This is a genomic window from Saccharopolyspora sp. 6V (assembly GCF_020176785.1).
Classification (GTDB): domain Bacteria; phylum Actinomycetota; class Actinomycetes; order Mycobacteriales; family Pseudonocardiaceae; genus Saccharopolyspora_C; species Saccharopolyspora_C gregorii.
Genome location: NZ_JAIUKB010000172.1, coordinates 1 through 17,982, shown reverse-complemented (window position 1 = coordinate 17,982; position 17,982 = coordinate 1). Strand labels below are relative to the sequence as shown.

14 protein-coding genes and 1 pseudogene are annotated in these 17,982 nt (G+C 73.0%); 3 read left to right on the top strand and 12 right to left on the bottom strand.

What is annotated here, in order from left to right; genetic code table 11:
- Positions 1 to 170: 170 nt before the first annotated feature.
- The 5 genes from LCD35_RS27235 to LCD35_RS27215 all read right to left on the bottom strand — a co-directional run bounded on the left by LCD35_RS27235 (position 171) and on the right by LCD35_RS27215 (position 5,563).
- Positions 171 to 1,103 carry a MaoC/PaaZ C-terminal domain-containing protein gene (locus LCD35_RS27235; protein WP_225045170.1) on the bottom strand — a complete coding sequence of 311 codons (933 nt, stop codon included), beginning with the start codon at positions 1,101 to 1,103 and terminating at the stop codon, positions 171 to 173.
- Positions 1,104 to 1,187: 84 nt separating this feature from the next.
- A complete protein-coding gene (locus LCD35_RS27230) occupies positions 1,188 to 1,892 on the bottom strand; it encodes a GntR family transcriptional regulator (protein ID WP_224956263.1) in 705 nt (234 codons plus the stop codon).
- Positions 1,893 to 1,952: 60 nt separating this feature from the next.
- On the bottom strand, positions 1,953 to 2,963 hold the full coding sequence (locus LCD35_RS27225) for a MaoC family dehydratase (RefSeq protein WP_224956264.1): 1,011 nt from the start codon (positions 2,961 to 2,963) through the stop codon (positions 1,953 to 1,955).
- 24 nt (positions 2,964 to 2,987) lie between these two features.
- The gene (locus LCD35_RS27220; RefSeq protein ID WP_224956265.1) at positions 2,988 to 4,175 is read right to left on the bottom strand and encodes a CaiB/BaiF CoA-transferase family protein; all 1,188 of its coding nucleotides are present in this window, start codon (positions 4,173 to 4,175) and stop codon (positions 2,988 to 2,990) included.
- Entirely contained in the window at positions 4,172 to 5,563 is a 1,392-nt protein-coding gene (locus LCD35_RS27215; protein WP_224977623.1) for an MFS transporter, read from the bottom strand. Before LCD35_RS27215 ends, LCD35_RS27220 begins: the two co-directional genes overlap by 4 nt.
- A 354-nt stretch (positions 5,564 to 5,917) precedes the next feature.
- Here LCD35_RS27215 and LCD35_RS27210 point away from each other — a divergent pair, with 354 nt between their 5' ends.
- The 3 genes from LCD35_RS27210 (at position 5,918) to LCD35_RS27200 (ending at position 10,353) form a co-directional block, all read left to right on the top strand.
- Entirely contained in the window at positions 5,918 to 7,615 is a 1,698-nt protein-coding gene (locus tag LCD35_RS27210) for a thiamine pyrophosphate-binding protein (protein ID WP_224956267.1), read from the top strand.
- A gap of 109 nt (positions 7,616 to 7,724) precedes the next feature.
- Positions 7,725 to 8,921, top strand: coding sequence for a CaiB/BaiF CoA-transferase family protein (locus LCD35_RS27205; RefSeq protein WP_225045169.1), 1,197 nt, complete (start codon positions 7,725 to 7,727; stop codon positions 8,919 to 8,921).
- Positions 8,922 to 8,931: 10 nt separating this feature from the next.
- Positions 8,932 to 10,353, top strand: coding sequence for an FGGY-family carbohydrate kinase (locus tag LCD35_RS27200; RefSeq protein WP_225045168.1), 1,422 nt, complete (start codon positions 8,932 to 8,934; stop codon positions 10,351 to 10,353).
- A 14-nt stretch (positions 10,354 to 10,367) separates the two neighbouring features.
- Here LCD35_RS27200 and LCD35_RS27195 read toward each other — a convergent pair whose 3' ends face one another.
- The 7 genes and pseudogenes from LCD35_RS27195 to LCD35_RS27165 form a co-directional block, all read right to left on the bottom strand.
- A complete protein-coding gene (locus LCD35_RS27195; protein WP_224956270.1) occupies positions 10,368 to 11,465 on the bottom strand; it encodes an acetate/propionate family kinase in 1,098 nt (365 codons plus the stop codon).
- 2 nt (positions 11,466 to 11,467) lie between these two features.
- Positions 11,468 to 13,846 carry a phosphoketolase gene (locus LCD35_RS27190; RefSeq protein WP_224956271.1) on the bottom strand — a complete coding sequence of 793 codons (2,379 nt, stop codon included), beginning with the start codon at positions 13,844 to 13,846 and terminating at the stop codon, positions 11,468 to 11,470.
- Positions 13,847 to 13,964: 118 nt separating this feature from the next.
- On the bottom strand, positions 13,965 to 15,011 hold the full coding sequence (locus LCD35_RS27185) for a Gfo/Idh/MocA family oxidoreductase (protein ID WP_225045167.1): 1,047 nt from the start codon (positions 15,009 to 15,011) through the stop codon (positions 13,965 to 13,967).
- Between the two features lie 83 nt (positions 15,012 to 15,094).
- Entirely contained in the window at positions 15,095 to 15,787 is a 693-nt protein-coding gene (locus LCD35_RS27180) for a response regulator transcription factor (RefSeq protein WP_224956273.1), read from the bottom strand.
- 58 nt (positions 15,788 to 15,845) lie between these two features.
- A complete protein-coding gene (locus tag LCD35_RS27175) occupies positions 15,846 to 17,072 on the bottom strand; it encodes a sensor histidine kinase (RefSeq protein ID WP_224956274.1) in 1,227 nt (408 codons plus the stop codon).
- A 33-nt stretch (positions 17,073 to 17,105) separates the two neighbouring features.
- Positions 17,106 to 17,735 carry an MBL fold metallo-hydrolase gene (locus LCD35_RS27170; RefSeq protein WP_224956275.1) on the bottom strand — a complete coding sequence of 210 codons (630 nt, stop codon included), beginning with the start codon at positions 17,733 to 17,735 and terminating at the stop codon, positions 17,106 to 17,108.
- Positions 17,735 to 17,982, bottom strand: a pseudogene (locus LCD35_RS27165) (S-(hydroxymethyl)mycothiol dehydrogenase); the annotation flags it as partial. The pseudogene LCD35_RS27165 and the gene LCD35_RS27170, both read right to left, overlap by 1 nt.

Sequence of the window (17,982 nt, the reverse complement as noted above, 5' to 3'; positions counted from 1 at the left end):
GTGCCCTGCCGCGCCGGAACCCCGGCCGCGGCAGGGCACCCGGCCGGAGCTGGCGGCGACGGCCGTTCGCGACCCCGACGACCGCTGGCGCGGCTGACCCGGCACCGTTCCGCACGAGGTGCCGGCCCGACCGACCGCGGAGCCGGCGGGCCGCCCACCCGCGCGGTGGATCAGCGCAGCGGGGCGTGGGCCCAGCCGACGGCGGTCTTCACCCCGTCCACGTTCTCCACCCAGACCTCGCTCTCCAGATGCCGCTGCCCCTCGTGCTCGATGGCGCCCAGCACCGCGCCGCGGGCGGTGACCTCCTCGTCCACGTAGAACGGGTGCACGAACTTCACCGCCAGGTGCCCGCCGTCGATCCACGCGCCGCCGTGGAACGCGGTGAGCATCTCGGAGAGGTAGCCGACCTGCTGCATCGCCTGGGCGACGGTGCGGTCCATCCCGGAGCGCCGCGCGCCCGCCGCATCGGTGTGGATGTTGGAGAACCCGCGGCCGCCCCAGGAGAAGACGTACATCTGCTCCTGCGAGATCTTCTTGCGCACCGGCCGGATCGGGGTCCGCTCGTCGAGGTCCCCGCTCGCCGCGGCGGCCGGGGCGACGTCGAGGAGCTCGCCGGTGACCAGCCGGGACGGGGCCGGCGCGGTGCTGCCGCCCACCACGTCGGCGGCGTGCACCCGCATGATCTCGGTGCCGCGGTGGCGCAGCAGCAGCCTGCCGTCGGCGCCTCGGGCTTCGGCCTCCATCACGACGTAGCCGTTGCCGCGCCGCACCTCGGTGTGCACGTACCGGCCGCTGAGGGTGACGGTCTCGCCGATCACGACCGGCGAGTGCAGCGAGAGCTCCTCGTGGGTGTGCAGCCCGCGCGCCGTGTTGCCGTCGTAGGCGGCGTAGAACAGGAACAGCAGCTCGTTGGACAGCACCGCGGGACTGGCCGCCGGTCGCCCGTCCGCGGCGGTGAGCCGCCCGGCTCCGTCGTCGTCCTGGGCGAAGGCGTAGTTGCGCACCATCCGCTCGTCGACGACCACGTCGAACGGGCCGAACACCTCCGGGACCTCGATGTTCTCGAAGATCGCTTCCTTGGTTCCGGTCCACCACCGGTTCATGGCCAGCTCCTCTGGGCGTGGGGCATCGCCGTCCCGCGGCGGGCGGGACGTGGCGACGGGGTGCGCGGCTCGTGCCGCGAGGGGTCAGGTGTCGAGCCGGACGACGAACGGGAATTCCGGCCGGGTCCAGCTCCGGGCGTGCTCGACGGCGCGCCCGGTGTCGTCGTGCGTGGTCCGGTGCGCCTCCACCAGCGGGGCGCGCACGGCCACCTCCAGCAGGCCGGCGAGCTCCTTCGTCGCGGCGCAGGCGGTGATCTCCTGCTCGGCCCAGCTGACCGCGACGCCGCAGCGCTCGGCGAGGGTGCGGTACAGCGAGCCCGCGACCAGCTCGGCGCGGGCGAGTCCGGGGGCGGCGGCGACCGGCACCCAGGACTCCTGCACGGCCGCGGGCGTTCCGTCGACGGTGCGGAGCCGGACGAGCCGGACCGCTTCCGCCGCATCGTCGAGGTCGAGGACCTCGGCGATCTCGCCGGGCGGGACGAGCACGGCGCGGCGGATCTCGGTGGTGACCACGTCCTCGGTGACCTCGTCGCCGAAGGGCACCAGCCGGTTCAACCGCCGGGACCGGGCGCGCCGCGGGGCCACGAAGCTGCCCGCGCCGCGCCTGCGCACCACCAGCCGTTCCCGCACCAGCGCGTCGAAGGCCTGCCGGACCGTCATGCGGCTGACGCCGTAGCGCTCGGCGAGTTCCTTCTCGCTCGGCAGCCGGCTCTCGGGGGCGAGCGCGCCGGTGTTGATCCGGTCGAGCAGGTCGTCTCGGATGACCTCGTACATCGGGCGCGTGGCCACGGCGGGGAACTCCTCGGGGTGGTGTGATCGGCTCTCAGGGTATCCGCCCGGTGCGGACGCTCAGGTCCGCCGCGGGGCGGTTTCGGGGGCTTCGGCGCGCGCCCAGCCGACGGTGCTGAGCTTGCCGTCGGCGCGGCGCACCCACACTTCGACGTCGATCGCGAGGCGCCCGGGGCCCGCTTCCTGCACGGCCGTGACGGCACCGCCCACCTCCAGGGGTTCGAAGACCTCGACGGGGTTGATGAACTTGACCCGCAGCCATCCACCGGTGAACAGGTCGGCGCCGAAGAAGCGGGTGAGCATCCCGGTGATCAGCCCGCACTGCTGCTGTCCCTGCACGATGGGGATGCGCAGCCCTGCCTCCCTGGCCACGGCCAGGTCGCTGTGGGTGTTGCGGACGTACTCGCCGCAGCGGGAGAACACCGACGCCTGCTCCTGCGTGATCGTGACGTGCAGCGGCGGCAGCGGCGCCCCGGGCCGCACGGTCGGCGTTCCGGCGACCGCGGTGGGGGCGTCCGGGTCGAAGGTGCCGTCGACGGTCCCGGCCGTGCCGCCACCACCGGTCCGGTTGCGGCCTGCGACGTCACCGGGCCGGGTGCGCAGTATCTCGACGCCGCGGTGCCGCAGGATGCCGCGTCCGTCGGCGGCGGTGGCGCTCGCCTCCATCACCACGTAGTCCTGGCCGCGCCGGGTGTAGGAGTCCACGTAGGACCCGGCCAGCACCACCTCCTCGTCGAGGTGCGCGGGCCCGTCGAACCACAGCTGCTCCTCGGTGTGCAGCCCGACGGTGCGGCTCGCCCGGTAGGCGGTGGTGAACAGCTGCACGAGGTCGTTGGACAGCAGCCCCGCGTGCGCGATGCGGCCGCCGAACGGGCTCGGGCCGAAGTGCCACGGGTGGTGGTCGTCCTGGGTGAACGCGTACCGCTTGATCTTGTGGTCGTCGACGAGGACGGTGACGGGCCCGAAGTGCTCGGGGATGCTCAGGTTCTCGAAGACCGGTTCCTTGAGCCCGGCCTCGTGGTCCACGCCGTGGGCGACCGCGCGCGGATCGGTCAGATCTCGCCAGGTCATGCGGTTCTCGCTTCCTGTCGGGGGTCAGATCACGCCGTCGGCGCGCAGCGCGGCGAGCTCGTCGGCGTCCAGGCCGAGCAGCCGCGGGTAGACCTCGGCGTTGTCCTCGCCGGGCAGCGGCGGTGCTTTGCGGACCGAGCCGGGCGTGCCGCCGAGCTTGAGGGCGAGCCCGGGCAGCACGAGGGTGCCGAGCTCGGGGTGCTCCACCTCGATCATCATGTCCCTGGCCCGCACCTGCGCCGAGTCGGTCGCCTCGGCGACGCTGTTGACCGGGGAGTACGGCACGCCCGCCGCGGCGAGCAGCTCCCCGATCCGCTCCGAGGTGTGCCGCCGGGTGAAGCCGCGCACCACGTCGTCCAGCGCTTCGACGTGCACCAACCGGGCTTCCTGGTCGGCGAACCGCGGGTCGCCGGTCAGCTCGGGCATCCCCATCGCGGCGGCGAGCCGCGGGAACAGCGCGTCGGTGCCCGCGTGCAGGTACAGGTACCCGTCGGCGGTGGGATAGGCGTTGGCGGGCACCGTGATGTGGTCCCGGTTGCCGGTGCGCCCGACCTCCTCGCCGAGCATCCGCCAAGCCGCGGGCAGCGTGCCCATGCAGGAGAACAGCGCGTCCAGGCAGGAGATGTCGACGTGCTGGCCGTCTCCGGTGCGGGCACGGGCGGCGAGCGCCATCATCGCGCCCATCACGCCGTGGAAGGCGGCGATGTGGTCGGCGACGAACGCCCCGGCCATCGTGGGCGGGCCGTCGGGCGTGCCGGTCATGCTCATCAGCCCGGAGGCGGCCTGCGCGATCGCGTCGAACAGGGCGCGGTCCCGGTTGGGGCCGGTCTGGCCGAACCCGGAGATCGACACGAGGACGGCACGCGGGTCGAGCTCGTGGATCCGCTCCCAGCCGAGGCCCATCTTCGCGAGCGTTCCGGGCCGGAAGTTCTCCACCACGACGTCGCTGCCGCGCACGAGTTCTTCCAGCACTCCCAGCGCTTTCGGGTGCCGGGTGTCGAGGGTGATGCCGTGCTTGCTGCGGTTGTAGTTGAGCGTGTAGAGGCTGTGCCCGCGGTGGTGCGGCACGTTGCGCCGCGAGTCCTCGCCGCCGGGCCGCTCGACCTTGATGACCTCGGCGCCCATGTCGCCGAGGATCTGGCAGCACAGCGGTCCGGCGATGAACCGGGACAGGTCGAGCACCCGCAGCCCGTCCAGCGGTGGCGCGGTCATCGCACTCCTCCCCCGTCGACGGCGGGTGCGGCGGCGGGTGCGTCGGTGCCACCGGTGCCGTCGATGTCGAGCCTGCTGGTCTCCGGCGCCAGCCACGCGCACACCAGTCCGATGAGGACGAATCCACCGGTGATCGCGGCGACCGGCCACGGATCGCCGCCGGTGGCCAGCAGCAGCGCGGTGGAGGCGGCGGGCCACAGCCCGATCAGGATGCCGGGCAGCTGCGCGGCCAGCGAGATGCCGGTGTAGCGGACCTTGGTGCCGAACAGCTCCGCGAAGAACGCCGGTTCCACGCCGTACATCGGCCCGACCGAGAGCACGTAGAAACCCACGTAGACCACGAACATCAGCGCTACCGACCCGGTGTCGAGCGCCCAGAAGAACGGGAACACCAGCACCAGCCCGGCGACCGCGCCGAACGCGAACACGGCGCGCCTGCCCCAGCGGTCGGAGGCGAGCCCGGAGGCGCCGTAGCCGAACAGCGCGAGCACCGCGGCGACCGTCCCGGCCAGCAGCACGTCGGTCTCGGGCAGGTCGGTGTAGCTCGTGGCGTAGGCCAGCCCGATGGTGAGGATGAGGTAGCCGGCGAAGACCTCGCCGAGCCGCATCCCCATCGCCAGCAGCAGCGGCCGCCGGAAGTGCCGCAGCACCTGGCCCAGCGGCGGCTTCTCCGCCGCGTCGGCGTCGGCGTCGAGGCTGCGCTGCGCGGCCTGGAAAGCGGGCGTCTCGGTGAGCTTGAGCCGGATGACCATGCCCAGCGCGATCAGCACCCCGCTGAGCAGGAACGGCACCCGCCAGCCCCAGGACATCAGCTGCGGTTCGGGCAGCGTGGACACCCAGGCGAAGACGCCGGTGCTCAGCACGAGTCCGACGGCGTTGCCGATCTGCGGGAAGGTGCCGTAGAGGCCGCGCTTGCCCGGGGGCGCGAACTCGACGGCGACCAGCGAGGCCCCGCCCCACTCGCCGCCGACGCCGAGCCCCTGCACCAGACGGCACAGCACCAGCAGCACCGGTGCCCAGATCCCGATGACCGCGGCGGTGGGCAGCAGCCCGATGAGGAACGTCGCCGTCCCCATCATCAGCAGCGTGGTGACCAGTGCGGCCTTCCGGCCGATCTTGTCGCCGAGGTGCCCGAACACGATGCCGCCGACGGGGCGGGCGAAGAAGCCGACGCCGAACACCGCGAACGCGGACAGGGTGCCGACGACCGGGTCGTCGCCGGGGAAGAACAGCGTGCCGAACACCAGCGCGGAGGCGGTGCCGAAGATGAAGTAGTCGTACCACTCCACGGCGGTCCCGACGAGGCTGGCGAACGCCGCGCGCCGCGTCAGCCGCCGCCGGTCGGGGGCGTGCTCCGGTGGGGAGGTGGGTGGTGGGCCACTGACCATGTGCTGACTCCGTTGTCGCTGTGGTTCAGGTGTCGTCGGCCGGTCCGGTCGCGGCAGGTGCGCGCGTCCGGCGCCTGCGCCGCGGAGCGCGCCGGGATCTCCGCTGGTCGTGCGCGGGGTGCTCGACGATGCCCGGTCATCGCACCGAACAAAAGACTAGACAACTAGCCGTTTCGAGCTACAGTAAAGCCCGGCGCACCGCCCCGGTCAAGGGGCGACCCGCCCGGCGCGAGCCGGCCGAGGAGGAACCCCGCGCACCCCCTGGAGATCCGGACACCGGCCGGGGCGGAGCCGGGACGCGAACCCGCCGCGCGCCACCGGCGGACCTGCCCAACGCGAAGTGAGGATGCACGGATGTCGGACAAGCCCACCGGCGGTCAGCTCGTCGTGACGATGCTCGAATCGCTCGGGATCACCCACGTCTTCGGCGTGGTCGGCGGCCAGACCCTCGCGATCACCGACGCGCTCATCGACACCCCGTCGATCGAGTTCGTGCACACCCGGCACGAAGGCGCCGCCGCGGTCATGGCCGACGCGCACGGCCGCCGCACCGGGCGGCCCGCGGTCGCCATCGCCACCACCGGCCCGGGTGCCACGAACCTGCTCACCGGGGTCGGCGGGGCGTTCCGCGACTCCAGCCCGGCGATCATCATCACCTGCAACAACAACGGCGAGAACATCCACAAGGACGACGCGCAGAACGCCGATCACGTGCAGATCTTCGGGCCGTTCACCAAGTTCTCCCGCCTCGTCGCGCACGGCTCCTCGATCAAGCAGGCGATGGAGGAGGCCTACGTCAACGCCATGACCGGCAATCCCGGGCCGGTGCACCTCGACTTCGCCCGGGACACCATCGAGCAGGTGCTCGCCGACGCGCCCGAGGTGCCCGCGGTGCACCCGGCGCGTTCCTGGGTCGAGGACCGGCCGGTCGCCTCCCCCGCCCGCATCGCCGAGATCGCCGAACGGGTGCTCGCCGCGGAACGCCCGGTGATCTGGCTCGGCAACGGCGGCAACCGGTCCCGCGGGGGCGCCGAGGTGCTGGCGCTGGCCGAGGCGCTCGGCATCCCCGTCGTCACCACCTTCAACGGGATCGGCGCCGTGCCCACCACGCACCCGCTGGTGTTCGGCGCGCTGTCCCGGATGGGCACCAACCTGAGCTCCCGGGTCGTCGCGGAATCGGACCTGGTGCTGGCGCTGGGGAACAGCCTCAACGCGGTCTCCACCGGCCGGTGGCGGCTGCGGCTGCCGCAGGTCGTCCAGGTGGACGTGGACCCGGCGATGATCGGGCGCTACTACGCGGAGAGCACCACCGGCGTCGTCGGCGATCTCGCCGCGTTCAGCCGCGACCTGCGCACCGCCACCGCCGACCGCGCCGAGCAGGCCCGCGCCGGACGCGTCGGCTGGCTCGACGAGCTGCAGGGCGCCGAACGCGAGTGGTGGGCGCGCTCGGAATCCCGCGCACCGGTCACCGCCGGCACCATCGCGCCCGCCGCCGCGGTCCGCGCGCTGCGCGAGGTCGCTCCCGCCGAAACGGTGCTGATCCCGGACGCGGGCAACCCCGGCGTGTGGTCGTTCCTGTGGGAGATGGACCTGCCGCACCGCTACCTCAAGCCCGTCGGCTTCGGGAACATGGGCTTCGCGCTGCCCGCGGCCATCGCCTGCGCCGCCGCCGACCCGGAATCCCCGGTGCTGGCGCTGATCGGCGACGGTTCGCTGGGCATGAGCCTCGGCGAGCTGGAGACGCTGGCCCGCACCGGCGGCCCGGTCGTGCTGGTCGTCCTCAACGACTCCAGCTACGGCAACATCCGACAGGAGCAGGAGCTGCACTTCGACGGCCGCACCACCGGCGTCGACTTCGGCGACGTGGACTTCGCCCGGGTCGCCGCCGGGATGGGCGTCGCCGCCGCGCGCGTCACCGAGGTCGACGAGCTCCTGACCACCGCGAAGGACGCGTTCGCCACCGGCCGCCCGTTCCTGATCGACGTGGTGCTGGACCGCGCGGCCAACGCCTGGACCTATCCCGCGTTCACCCCGCACCGCCCGCAGAGCTGAGCCGATCGGACTTCGCGCTCGCTCCGCGCGGCGGAACCGCCGCGCGCACCGCGGCGCACCATGGGAACGCCGGGCGACGCGGCCCGGCGGCACGAGGAGGAGGGCGACGATGCCATCCGGATCACCCGGCCCGCTCGACGGGCTGAAGGTCCTGGACCTGTCCCGGTTCATCGCGGGGCCGATCTGCGCGCAGATACTGGCGGACTTCGGCGCGGAGGTCGTCAAGGTCGAACGCCCCGGCGGTGAGGACGCGCGCCACCACGAGCCCTACTACGAGGGCGAGAGCGTCTACACGATGCTCTACAACCGCAACAAGCACGGCGCCACCCTCGACACCCGCCACCCCGAGGCGCTCGCCGTGCTCGAAGACCTGGTGCGCTGGGCCGACGTGGTGGTGGAGAACTACCGGCCCGGCACGGTCGAGCGGATGGGCCTCGGCTACGAGCGGATGGTGGAGCTCAAACCGGACGTCGTGCTGGTGTCGATCTCCGGCTACGGCCAGACCGGGCCGCTGTCCCAGCGGGCGCTGTTCGACGCGATCTCGCAGGCCTCCTCCGGGCTGATGTCCATCACCGGGGAGGCCGACGGGAAACCGACGCTGACCGGCACCTACATCGCCGACTACGTCACCGGCTACCAGGCGGCGATCGGCGCGTTCGCCGCGATCGCGCACCGCAAGGCCACCGGGGAGGGCCAACGAGTCGACGTGGCCTCGCTGGACTCGATGTTCGCGACGCTGGGCACCCGGTTGATCGCGCACCTGATGCTGGACCTGGACATGCCGCGCAGCGGATCGCGCGACCTGCTCACCGCACCGGTCAACGTGTATCCGGCGCTCGACGGAGACGTGTACGTGCAGGCGGGCACCAACGGCCTGTTCCCGAAGCTGTGCCGCGCCATCGGCCGGGAGGACCTGCTGGAGGTGCCCGAGTACCGCACCGTCGCGGGCCGGATGGCCGATCAGGAACCGCTGGAGCGGGCCGTCGCCGAGTGGGCGGCGCACCGCAGCTGCGCCGAGATCGGTGCGGTGCTCGGCGACGCGGGCATTCCCTGCGCCAAGGTGGCGACCGTCCCCGAGGTCGCCGCCTCCCCGCAGATCGCCGCCCGCGACATGGTCGTGGACGTCGAACACCCGGAGCTGGGACGGCTCCGGCTGCCCGGCAACCCGGTGAAGATGGACAAGAGCCCGCCCACCACCCGCAAGGCACCGCCGACTGTCGGCGAGGACAACGACTACGTCTACCGGGAACTGCTCGGTCGCAGCGCCGACGAGCTGGCGCGGCTGCGGGACGGCGGTGCGGTGTGAGCGGGCGCCGATGAACCGGGGTGCGCGCTGCGTCGTCGCCGTCGACGTGGGCACCTCCGCGATCCGCGCGGCCGCGGTCGACGCGGAGGGGGCGATCCGCGGCCGCGCTCGGGTGGAGCGGCCGGCGGGGAGCGGTGAGCGGTTCGACGCGGAGCGCTTGTTCACCGACGTGGCCTCGGCGCTCGCCGCCCTCCCCCGCTCGCCGGTCTCGGCGCTGGTGGTCTCCGCCCACCTGGGCGTGGTCGCGGTGGACGAGCGGCTGCGGCCGGTGGACGAGGCGGGCGGCTGGTCGGATCCGCGCGGGCTCGACGAGCTGCGCGCGGTCGACCCGGGGCTGCGGGACGCGCTGCTGCGGGCGGCGCGGCGCCCGGCGATCACCGGTGGCGCGCTGGCCCGCGCGCTCGCGCTGCGCCGCGATCCGGCGGTGGCCTCCCGGGTGCGCCACCTGCTGAGTCCGAAGGACTTCCTCGTGGCCCGGTTGACGGGCCGGGTCGGCACGGACCCGGTGCACGCCGCGTACACGCTGCTCGCCGACGTGCCGGGCCGGACGTGGAACGTGCCCGCGGTGGAGGCGCTGGGCATCGACCCGCGCTGGCTGCCGGAGCAGGTCCGGGCGGCCGACGTCCTCGGCGAGGTGCACCGGGAGGCCGCAGCGCGCTGCGCGCTGCCCGCGGGGACCCCGGTGCTGGCAGGCGGGCCGGACGGGTCGATCGGCATCGGCTTGCTGCTCGGGTCGCACGTCGGGGGCATCGCCGACGTCGCGGGCACCACCGATGTCGTGGGGCGGCTGCTCGACGACACCTCGGCTCCACCGTCGGCGCTGCTCAACCCGGCGCTGCTCGGGGATCGCTGGGTGGCCGGGGGCGCCACCGGCATGACGGGCGGTGCGGTCGCCGGGTGGCGCGAGCTGGTCGGGCCGGTGGCGGACGAGGACGTGGCCGCGGTGCCGCCCGGCGCCGACGGGCTGCGGATGCTGCCCGCGACCACCGGCAGCCGGTTCCCGCGCTGGCGGCCCGAGGAACGTGGCGCGCTGCTCGGTCAGGAACCGGCGCACTCGGCGGCGCACCTGGTGCGCGCGGCCCAGGAAGGCGCCGCGTTCGCGGTGCGCGAGGGCGTGGACCTGCTCGACCCGCCGGAGTCCGGGCGGCTGCCGGTGCTGCTGGCCGGTGGCCTCACCCGCTCACCGGTGGCGACGCGGCTGCGCGCGGACGTGCTGGGGCGGCCGGTGCTGGTGTGCGCCGAACCGGACGTGACGCTGCTCGGGGCCGCGGCGGTGGGCCTGGTCGGCACGGGCGCGACCGCCGACCTGGACGAAGCGCGGTCGCTGCTGGGCTGCGAGCTGCGGCGGGTCGAGCCCGATCCGGTGCGGGCGCGCCGGTACGAGGAGCTGTTCGCCGGGTGGCTCGCCGACCGGGAGGGCACACCGAGCTAGCCGACGCGGCCCGCTCACCCGGTCGGCACCGGCTCGGCGGTGAGGGCCCGCGCGGTCTGCCGCGCGATCTCCAGGTCCTCGCGGGATTCGACGACGACGCTGCGCACCCGGGCACCCGCCTCGCCGATGTCGGCGTCCGCGTCGGCCGCCGCGTTGCGCTCCGGGTCCACCGCCACCCCGAGGAAGCCGAGCCGGTCCGCGACCTCGGCGCGCAGCCGCGGCTGGTGCTCCCCCACGCCGCCGGTGAACACCAGCAGGTCCAGCCCGCCCATCGCCGCGACCATGGCGCCCGCGTGCCGCACCAGCGAGTGCACGTACACGTCGTAGGCGAGTTCGGCGTCCTGGTCGCAGTCGGCGCTCGCGGTCAGCACGTCCCGCAGGTCGCCGGACCCACCGGCGAGCCCGGCCAGCCCGGACCGCGTCCGCAGCGCGGTGCACAGCTCGTCCACCCCGACCTTCCCGCTGGTCAGCAACCACTCCAGCAGTCCCGGATCGACCGAACCGCTGCGGGTCGCCATCACCAGTCCCTCGTCCGGGGTGAAGCCCATGGTGGTGTCGACGCAGCGCCCGTCGCGCACCGCCGCCAGCGACGCGCCCGCGCCGAGGTGGCAGCTGAGCACCCGCCCGCCGGTGAGCCCGGCCAGTTCGGCGCCGCGCCGGGACGCGTAGCCGTGGGAGAGGCCGTGGAAGCCGTACCGGCGCAGTCCCCACCGCTCGTTCCACTCCTTCGGCAGCGCGTAGGTGCGGGCCGCCTCCGGCAGCGTGGTGTGGAACGCGGTGTCCACGCACGCCACCGCCGGGGTGCCGGGCGCGCACTCGGCGGCGGCGCGGATCGCGTCGAGCGCGCGCGCCTGGTGCAGCGGCGCGAGCTCGGTGAGCTCGGACAGGTAGCGCAGCAGCGCCTCGTCGAGCACCGCGGGCCCCTGCAGCTTCGGGCCGCCGTGCACCACGCGGTGCCCGATGGCCTGCGCGCCGTGCTCGTGGAAGAAGTCCCGGACCGGGTCCGGCTCGCCCCGCCAGTGCTGCACGTCGTGCCCGGCGACCTGTTCGTCGTCGTGCAGCAGGCGCAGCTTGAGGCTGCTGGATCCGGCGTTGACCGTCAGCACCCGCATGATCAGCTCCACTTCCAGTCGCGGACTTCCGGCAGGTCCTCGCCGTGCGTGGTGACGTACCGCCGGTGTTCGACGAGCTTGCCGAGCAGTTCCTCCCGCGCGTGCGCCGCCCGGTACCCGAGTCCGGGGACGCGGTCGATGACCTCGATGGCGAGGTGGAACCGGTCGATCTCGTTGAGCACGCACATGTCGAACGGGGTCGTGGTGGTGCCCTCCTCCTGGTAGCCGCGCACGTGCAGGTTCGCGTGGTTGTGCCGCCGGTAGGTCAACCGGTGGATCAGCCACGGGTAGCCGTGGTAGTCGAAGATCACCGGCTTGTCGGTGGTGAACAGCGCGTCGAACTCCACATCGGACAGCCCGTGCGGGTGTTCCCGCGCGTCCTGCAACCGCATCAGGTCCACCACGTTGACCACCCGCATCCGCAGCTCGGGGAACCGGCGGCGCAGCAGGTCCACGGCGGCGAGGGTCTCCATCGTCGGCACGTCCCCGGCGCAGGCCAGCACCACGTCCGGTTCGCCGTCGCGGTCGGTGCTCGCCCACTCCCAGATGCCGATTCCCTTGGTGCAGTGCACTTCCGCGTCGTCCACGCCGAGGTACTGCGGGGCGGGCTGCTTGCCTGCGACGACGACGTTGATGTAGTCCCGGCTGCGCAGGCAGTGGTCGGCGACCGACAGCAGCGTGTTGGCGTCCGGGGGCAGGTAGACCCGCACGATCTCGGCCTTCTTGTTCACCACGTGGTCGATGAACCCGGGGTCCTGGTGCGAGAAGCCGTTGTGGTCCTGGCGCCACACGTGCGAGGTGAGCAGGTAGTTCAGCGAGGCGATCGGCTGCCGCCACGCCAGCCCGGTGCTCACCTTCAGCCACTTCGCGTGCTGGTTGAGCATCGAGTCCACCAGGTGCGCGAACGCCTCGTAGCAGGAGAACAACCCGTGCCTGCCGGTGAGCAGGTAGCCCTCCAGCCAGCCCTGGCAGGTGTGCTCGGACAGCACCTCCATCACCCGCCCGTCCGGGGCGAGCGAGTCGTCGCCCGGGTCGGGCTCCCCCATCCACGCGCGGGAGGTCGCCGCCAGCACGGCGCCGAGCCGGTTCGAGTTGTTCTCGTCCGGGGAGAACAGCCGGAAGTTCGCGGCGAGCCGGTTGCGGGTCAGCACGTCCCGCAGGAACTCGCCGAGCACCCGGGTCGCCTCCCCGCTGGTGGCGCCCGGTTCGGGCACCGGTACGCCGTGCTCGCGGAAGTCCGGCAGCCGCAGCCCGCGCAGCAGCAGGCCGCCGTTGGCGTGCGGGTTGGCGCTCATCCGCCGCGTGCCGCTCGGGTTGAGCCGCCGGATCTCCTCGACCGGCGCGCCGTCGGCGGTGAACAGCTCCTCCGGCCGGTAGCTGCGCAGCCAGTCCTCCAGCTGCCGCAGGTGGTCCGGGTCGCCGCGCGGGTCGGAGAGCGGGATCTGGTGCGCCCGCCAGGTGCCTTCGACCTGCTGCCCGTCCACCACGTCGGGCCCGGTCCAGCCCTTCGGGGTGCGCAGCACGATCATCGGCCAGCGCGGGCGCTCCACCACGCCCTCGTGCCGGGCGCGGTAGCGGATGCGGTCGATCTCGTCGAGGCAGCCGTCGAGGGCCGCGGCGAAGGACCGGTGCATCACCGCCGGATCGGACCCGGACACCACGCGCGGTTCGTAGCCGTAGCCGCGCAGCAGCTCCAGCAGCTCGTGCTCGGGGATGCGGGCCAGCACCGCCGGGTTCGCGATCTTGTAGCCGTTGAGGTGCAGCAGCGGCAGCACCGCGCCGTCCCGCGCCGGGTCGAGGAACTTGTTGGAGTGCCAACCGGCCGCGAGCGGCCCCGTCTCCGCCTCCCCGTCGCCGACCACGCAGGCCACCGTCAGGTCCGGGTTGTCGAACGCGGCGCCGTAGGCGTGCGCCAGCGAGTAGCCGAGTTCGCCGCCTTCGTTGATCGACCCGGGCGTCTCCGGTGCGGCGTGGCTGGGAATGCCGCCGGGGAAGGAGAACTGGGTGACCAGCCGCTGCAACCCCGGCACGTCCTGCGCGACGTCCGGGTAGATCTCGCCGTAGGTGCCTTCCAGCCAGGTCGCGGCGACCACGCCCGGCCCGCCGTGCCCCGGACCCGTCACGTAGATCATGTCCAGGTCGCGGCGGCGGATGGCGCGGTTGAGGTGCGCGTACAGGAAGGTCAGTCCGGGCGTGGTGCCCCAGTGGCCGAGCAGTCGCGGCTTGACGTGCTCGGGTCGCAGCGGTTCCCGCAGCAGCGGGTTGCCCATCAGGTAGATCTGCGCCGCGGACAGGTAGTTCGCGGCCCGCCACCACTGGTCGACGCGCTGGAGTTCGCGCGCGTCGAGGTCGGCGGGTGCGTCGGCGGTGAGGGTGGCCATCCGGAACCTCCGGGGAACGCCGTGCGGGATCGCTTCACCCCGCAGCGTTCCCAGCCCGCCGCCGCCGCAATCCCCGCTCTCGCCGGAGATCGATCAGGACTGTCGGGCCGCGGTCCGGTCAGAGGTGCACGACTCGGCCTTCGGCGGCGGAGCGGCGGGCCGCTTCGATGATCTCCAGCCCGGTGATGGCGTCGGCCGGGTCCACCGGCGGTGCCGAACCGTCGCGCAGCGCGGTGACCAGCAGGTCGTAGAACTCCGGGTAGGCGCCCGGTTCGGTCGGCACCCGCCGCGACTCCTCGACGGTGCCGAGCTCGCCCCACAGCGACTCCGCTTCGACACCCCAGTCCGCGCCGGGCAGCGCCCCGCTCTTCAGCGCCGCCTCCTGCGGGTCGAGCCCGTACTTGGTGTAGCCGGCGCGGTCACCGAGCACCCGCAGCCGCGGGCCGTGCTGGGCGCTGAACTTGCCGACCCACAGGTGCGAGCGGACGCCGCCGGTGTGGGTCAGCGCGAGGAAGGTGTCGTCGTCCACCGCGCTGCCGGGGCGGCGCGCGTCCACTTCGGCGTAGACGCTCGCGACCGGGCCGAACAGGGCCAGCGCCTGGTCGATGAGGTGGCTGCCCAGGTCGTAGAGCACGCCGCCCGCCTCCTCGGGCCCGCCGGATTCGCGCCAGCCGGTCTTCGGCGTCGGCACCCAGCGCTCGAACCGGGACTCGAAGCGGTGCACCGCGCCGAGCTCCCCGGCGTCGATCAGCCTGGCGAGGGTGCGGAAGTCGTTGTCCCACCGGCGGTTCTGGAACACGGTCAGCAGCAGGTCACGGCGCCGCGCCTCGGCGACGAGCTCCCGCGCCGCCGCCGCGGTGGGTGCGAACGGCTTGTCCACCACCACGGGCAGCCCGGCGCGCAGCACCTCGGTGGTGTGCTCGACGTGCAGCCGGTTCGGGCTGGCCACCACCACGAGGTCGAGCCCACCGCGGTCGAGCAGCGCGGGCACGCCGTCGACGACGGCGGTGCCGGGGTGCGCGGCGTCGAGCGCGGCGCGCCGCTGCGGGTTCCGGGTGACCACAGCGGACAGTTCGAGCCCCGGGTTCGCCGCGATCAGCGGCGCGTGGAACACCGCCCCGGCGATGCCGTACCCGACCAACCCCACCCGCAGCGCAGCACTCATCCCCCCATTACACCCCGCGGCAGCGGTGACGCGGCGCCCGGGCCGGACACCCCCGCCATTCGGAGCAGAGGACAGGCCGGATTTCAGACGGGGGCTTCTGGGCCGTTCACTTGGCCTGGGGAGACCAACCCGGTCTCATAAGCGGTGATCACCAGCTGGGTCCGCGAGCTCAGGTGCAGCTTCTGCATCACGTGGTACAGGTGCGATTTCACCGTCAGCTCGGCCAGCCCGAGGTTCCGCGCGATGTCGGCGTTCGAGCCGCCGCGCGCGACCTCCAGCAGCACGTCCAGCTCGCGGTTGGTGAGCCCGCTGAGCTCGGTGGAGGCGTCCCGGACGCCGAGCGAGGCGAACCTGGTCAGCAGCCGCCGCGTCACGCGCGGCGCCAGCAGCGCCTCCCCGGCGGCGACGGTGTGCACCGCGCGCACCAGTTCTTCCGGTGGGGCGTCCTTGAGCAGGAAGCCGCTGGCCCCGGCGCGCAGCGCCGCGTACACGTACTCGTCGAGGTCGTGCACGGTGAGCATGATGACCGAGGTCCCGCCCTCGGTGGCGGTCATGATCTCGCGGGCCGCGCTGATGCCGTCCATCCCGGGCATCCGCACGTCCATCAGCACCACGTCGGGGCGCCGCCTGCGCACGGCGGCCACCGCGGCGGCACCGTCCTCGGCTTCGGCGAGAACTCGCAGGTCGGGCTCGGCGGACAGCAGCGCCACCAGTCCCGCGCGGATCATCGCCTGGTCGTCGGCGACGAGCACCGTCGTCTCCGCGGGGTGCTCCACCACGGACCTCCTCGGTTCGGGCCGCCGCGCACCGGCCGGAACCGGCTTCAAATACGGGTCAGGCAAGGTCCGAATTTTCCGGGCACGGTAGCACGGCCGCCAAGTGGAACCCGTTCGAAACCGGGTGCGCGGTGAACGTCCCGCCCAGCAGCGCGACGCGTTCCCGCAGGCCGATGAGCCCGCGGCCCGATCCACCGCCGCGCACCGGGGACAGTCCGGGCACCTTCTCGGCGAGTCCGCGCGCGAAGCTGTCCGGCCCGGTGGCGTGGTTGGTGACCTCCAGGCGCAGCGCGCCGCTGCCGTAGTCCAGCAGGACCCGGGCGTAGCCGCTGCCCGCGTGCTTGAGCACGTTCGTCACGGCTTCCTGCACGATGCGGTAGGCCGCCATCTCCACGCCGGGCCCGAGTTCGCGCACCTCGCCGCGGCGGTCCAGCCGCCACACGACACCGGTGCCGCGCACCGACTCCACCAGGTGGTCCACCCGGTGCAGGCCGGGTGCGGGATGCCGGCCGGGATCGTCGCCGGAAGCGGCGCCCTGCTCCGCGGGTTCTTCGCGCAACCTGCCGAGCAGGCCGCGGAGTTCGCCGAGCGCGGCCCGCGAGGTGTGCTCCAGTTCGCGCAGCGTCTGCTCCGCGTGCCCCGGATCCCGGTCCACGAGCGCCCGGGCGACGCCGGCCCGCAGCGCCACCACGGACAGGTTGTGCGAGACGATGTCGTGGAACTCGCGGGCGATGCGGGCCCGCTCCCCCGCGACCGCCTCGGCCGCGAGCTGGTCCCGCGCCTGGTCGAGCAGTTCCACGGTGTGCTCCAGCTGGGCGGCCCGCTGCCTGCCGAAGCGGACGGCGTAGGCGAGCCCGACGACCATGAACAGGTCGATGGACGCCATCACGGTGCTCACGAACGCGGACAACGGCGGGTCGTACCACGAGTACAGCACCGGCCAGAGCATCGCGAGCACGGTGGCCGTCACGGCCCCCACGGTCCCACTCCGCTGGCAGACCGAGTACACGCCCACCAGGATCGTGAAGTTCAGCGGGTTCTCCGGAACCCCCACCAGGGTCAACGTGGTCGCCGCGGCCAAGCCCGCCAGCAGCGACACCCACGGCCACCTGCGCCGCACCAGCAGCAGCGCGAAGGCGGGCACGGTGACCAGCATCATCGACCACCAGGGCCGCCCGGGCGGCCCTGGTGATTCGAGATGCAGGATCAGGGCGTGCATGACGGTGAACAGCACGACCATGGCGAGGTCGAGCAGGAACGCTCGTTTCACCAACGCATTCGGCACGCCCCGCAGTATGCGCACACCGAGTGCCCGAAATCAGTAGCCGCGGGCGACCCATTCATCGAACTGGGGCAAAACCTCGGCAATCGTCGTGCTCTCTCCGTGACCGGGGTGCACGGTGGTCACCTCGGGCAGCGTGAGCAACCGGTCCCGGATGGACTCGACGAGCACGCCGAAGTCCGAGTAGGACCGTCCGGTGGCGCCGGGCCCGCCCGCGAACAGGGTGTCGCCGGTGAACACGGTGCCCAGGTCCGCCGAGTACAGGCACACCGAGCCGGGCGCGTGCCCCGGGGTGTGCAGCACCTGCAGCCCGGTGCCCGCGACGCCGATGACCTGCCGGTCGGCGAGGGTGCGCTCGGGTTCCCGGTCCGGGTGGGTGAGCTGCCACAGCACCTGGTCGTCGGGGTGCAGGAAGATCGGGGCGCCGACCTCCGCCGCGAGCTCGGGCGCCTTGCGCACGTGGTCGTCGTGGGCGTGGGTGGCGAGGATCGCCAGCACGGTGCGTCCGTCGATCAGCTTCTTGATCGCGTCGACGTCGTGCGGCACGTCGATGACGACGCATTCCTGGTCGTCGCCGACGACCCACGCGTTGTTGTCCACCTGGTGGGTCTCGCCGTCGAGCGAGAAGGTGCCCGACGTCGTGGTGTGGTCGATGCGGGCGCTCATCAGAACACCACCACCGAACGGAGGACCTCTCCGTCGTGCATCTTGGTGAAGGCGGACTCGACCTGGTCCAACGAGATCTCCTCGGTCACGAACTTCTCCAACGGCAACCTGCCCTGCAGATACATCTCCACCAGCATGGGGAAATCACGACTCGGCAGGCAATCCCCATACCACGACGACTTCAACGCACCACCCCGGCCGAACACCTCCAGCAACGGCAACTCCAGCCTCATCTCCGGAGTCGGCA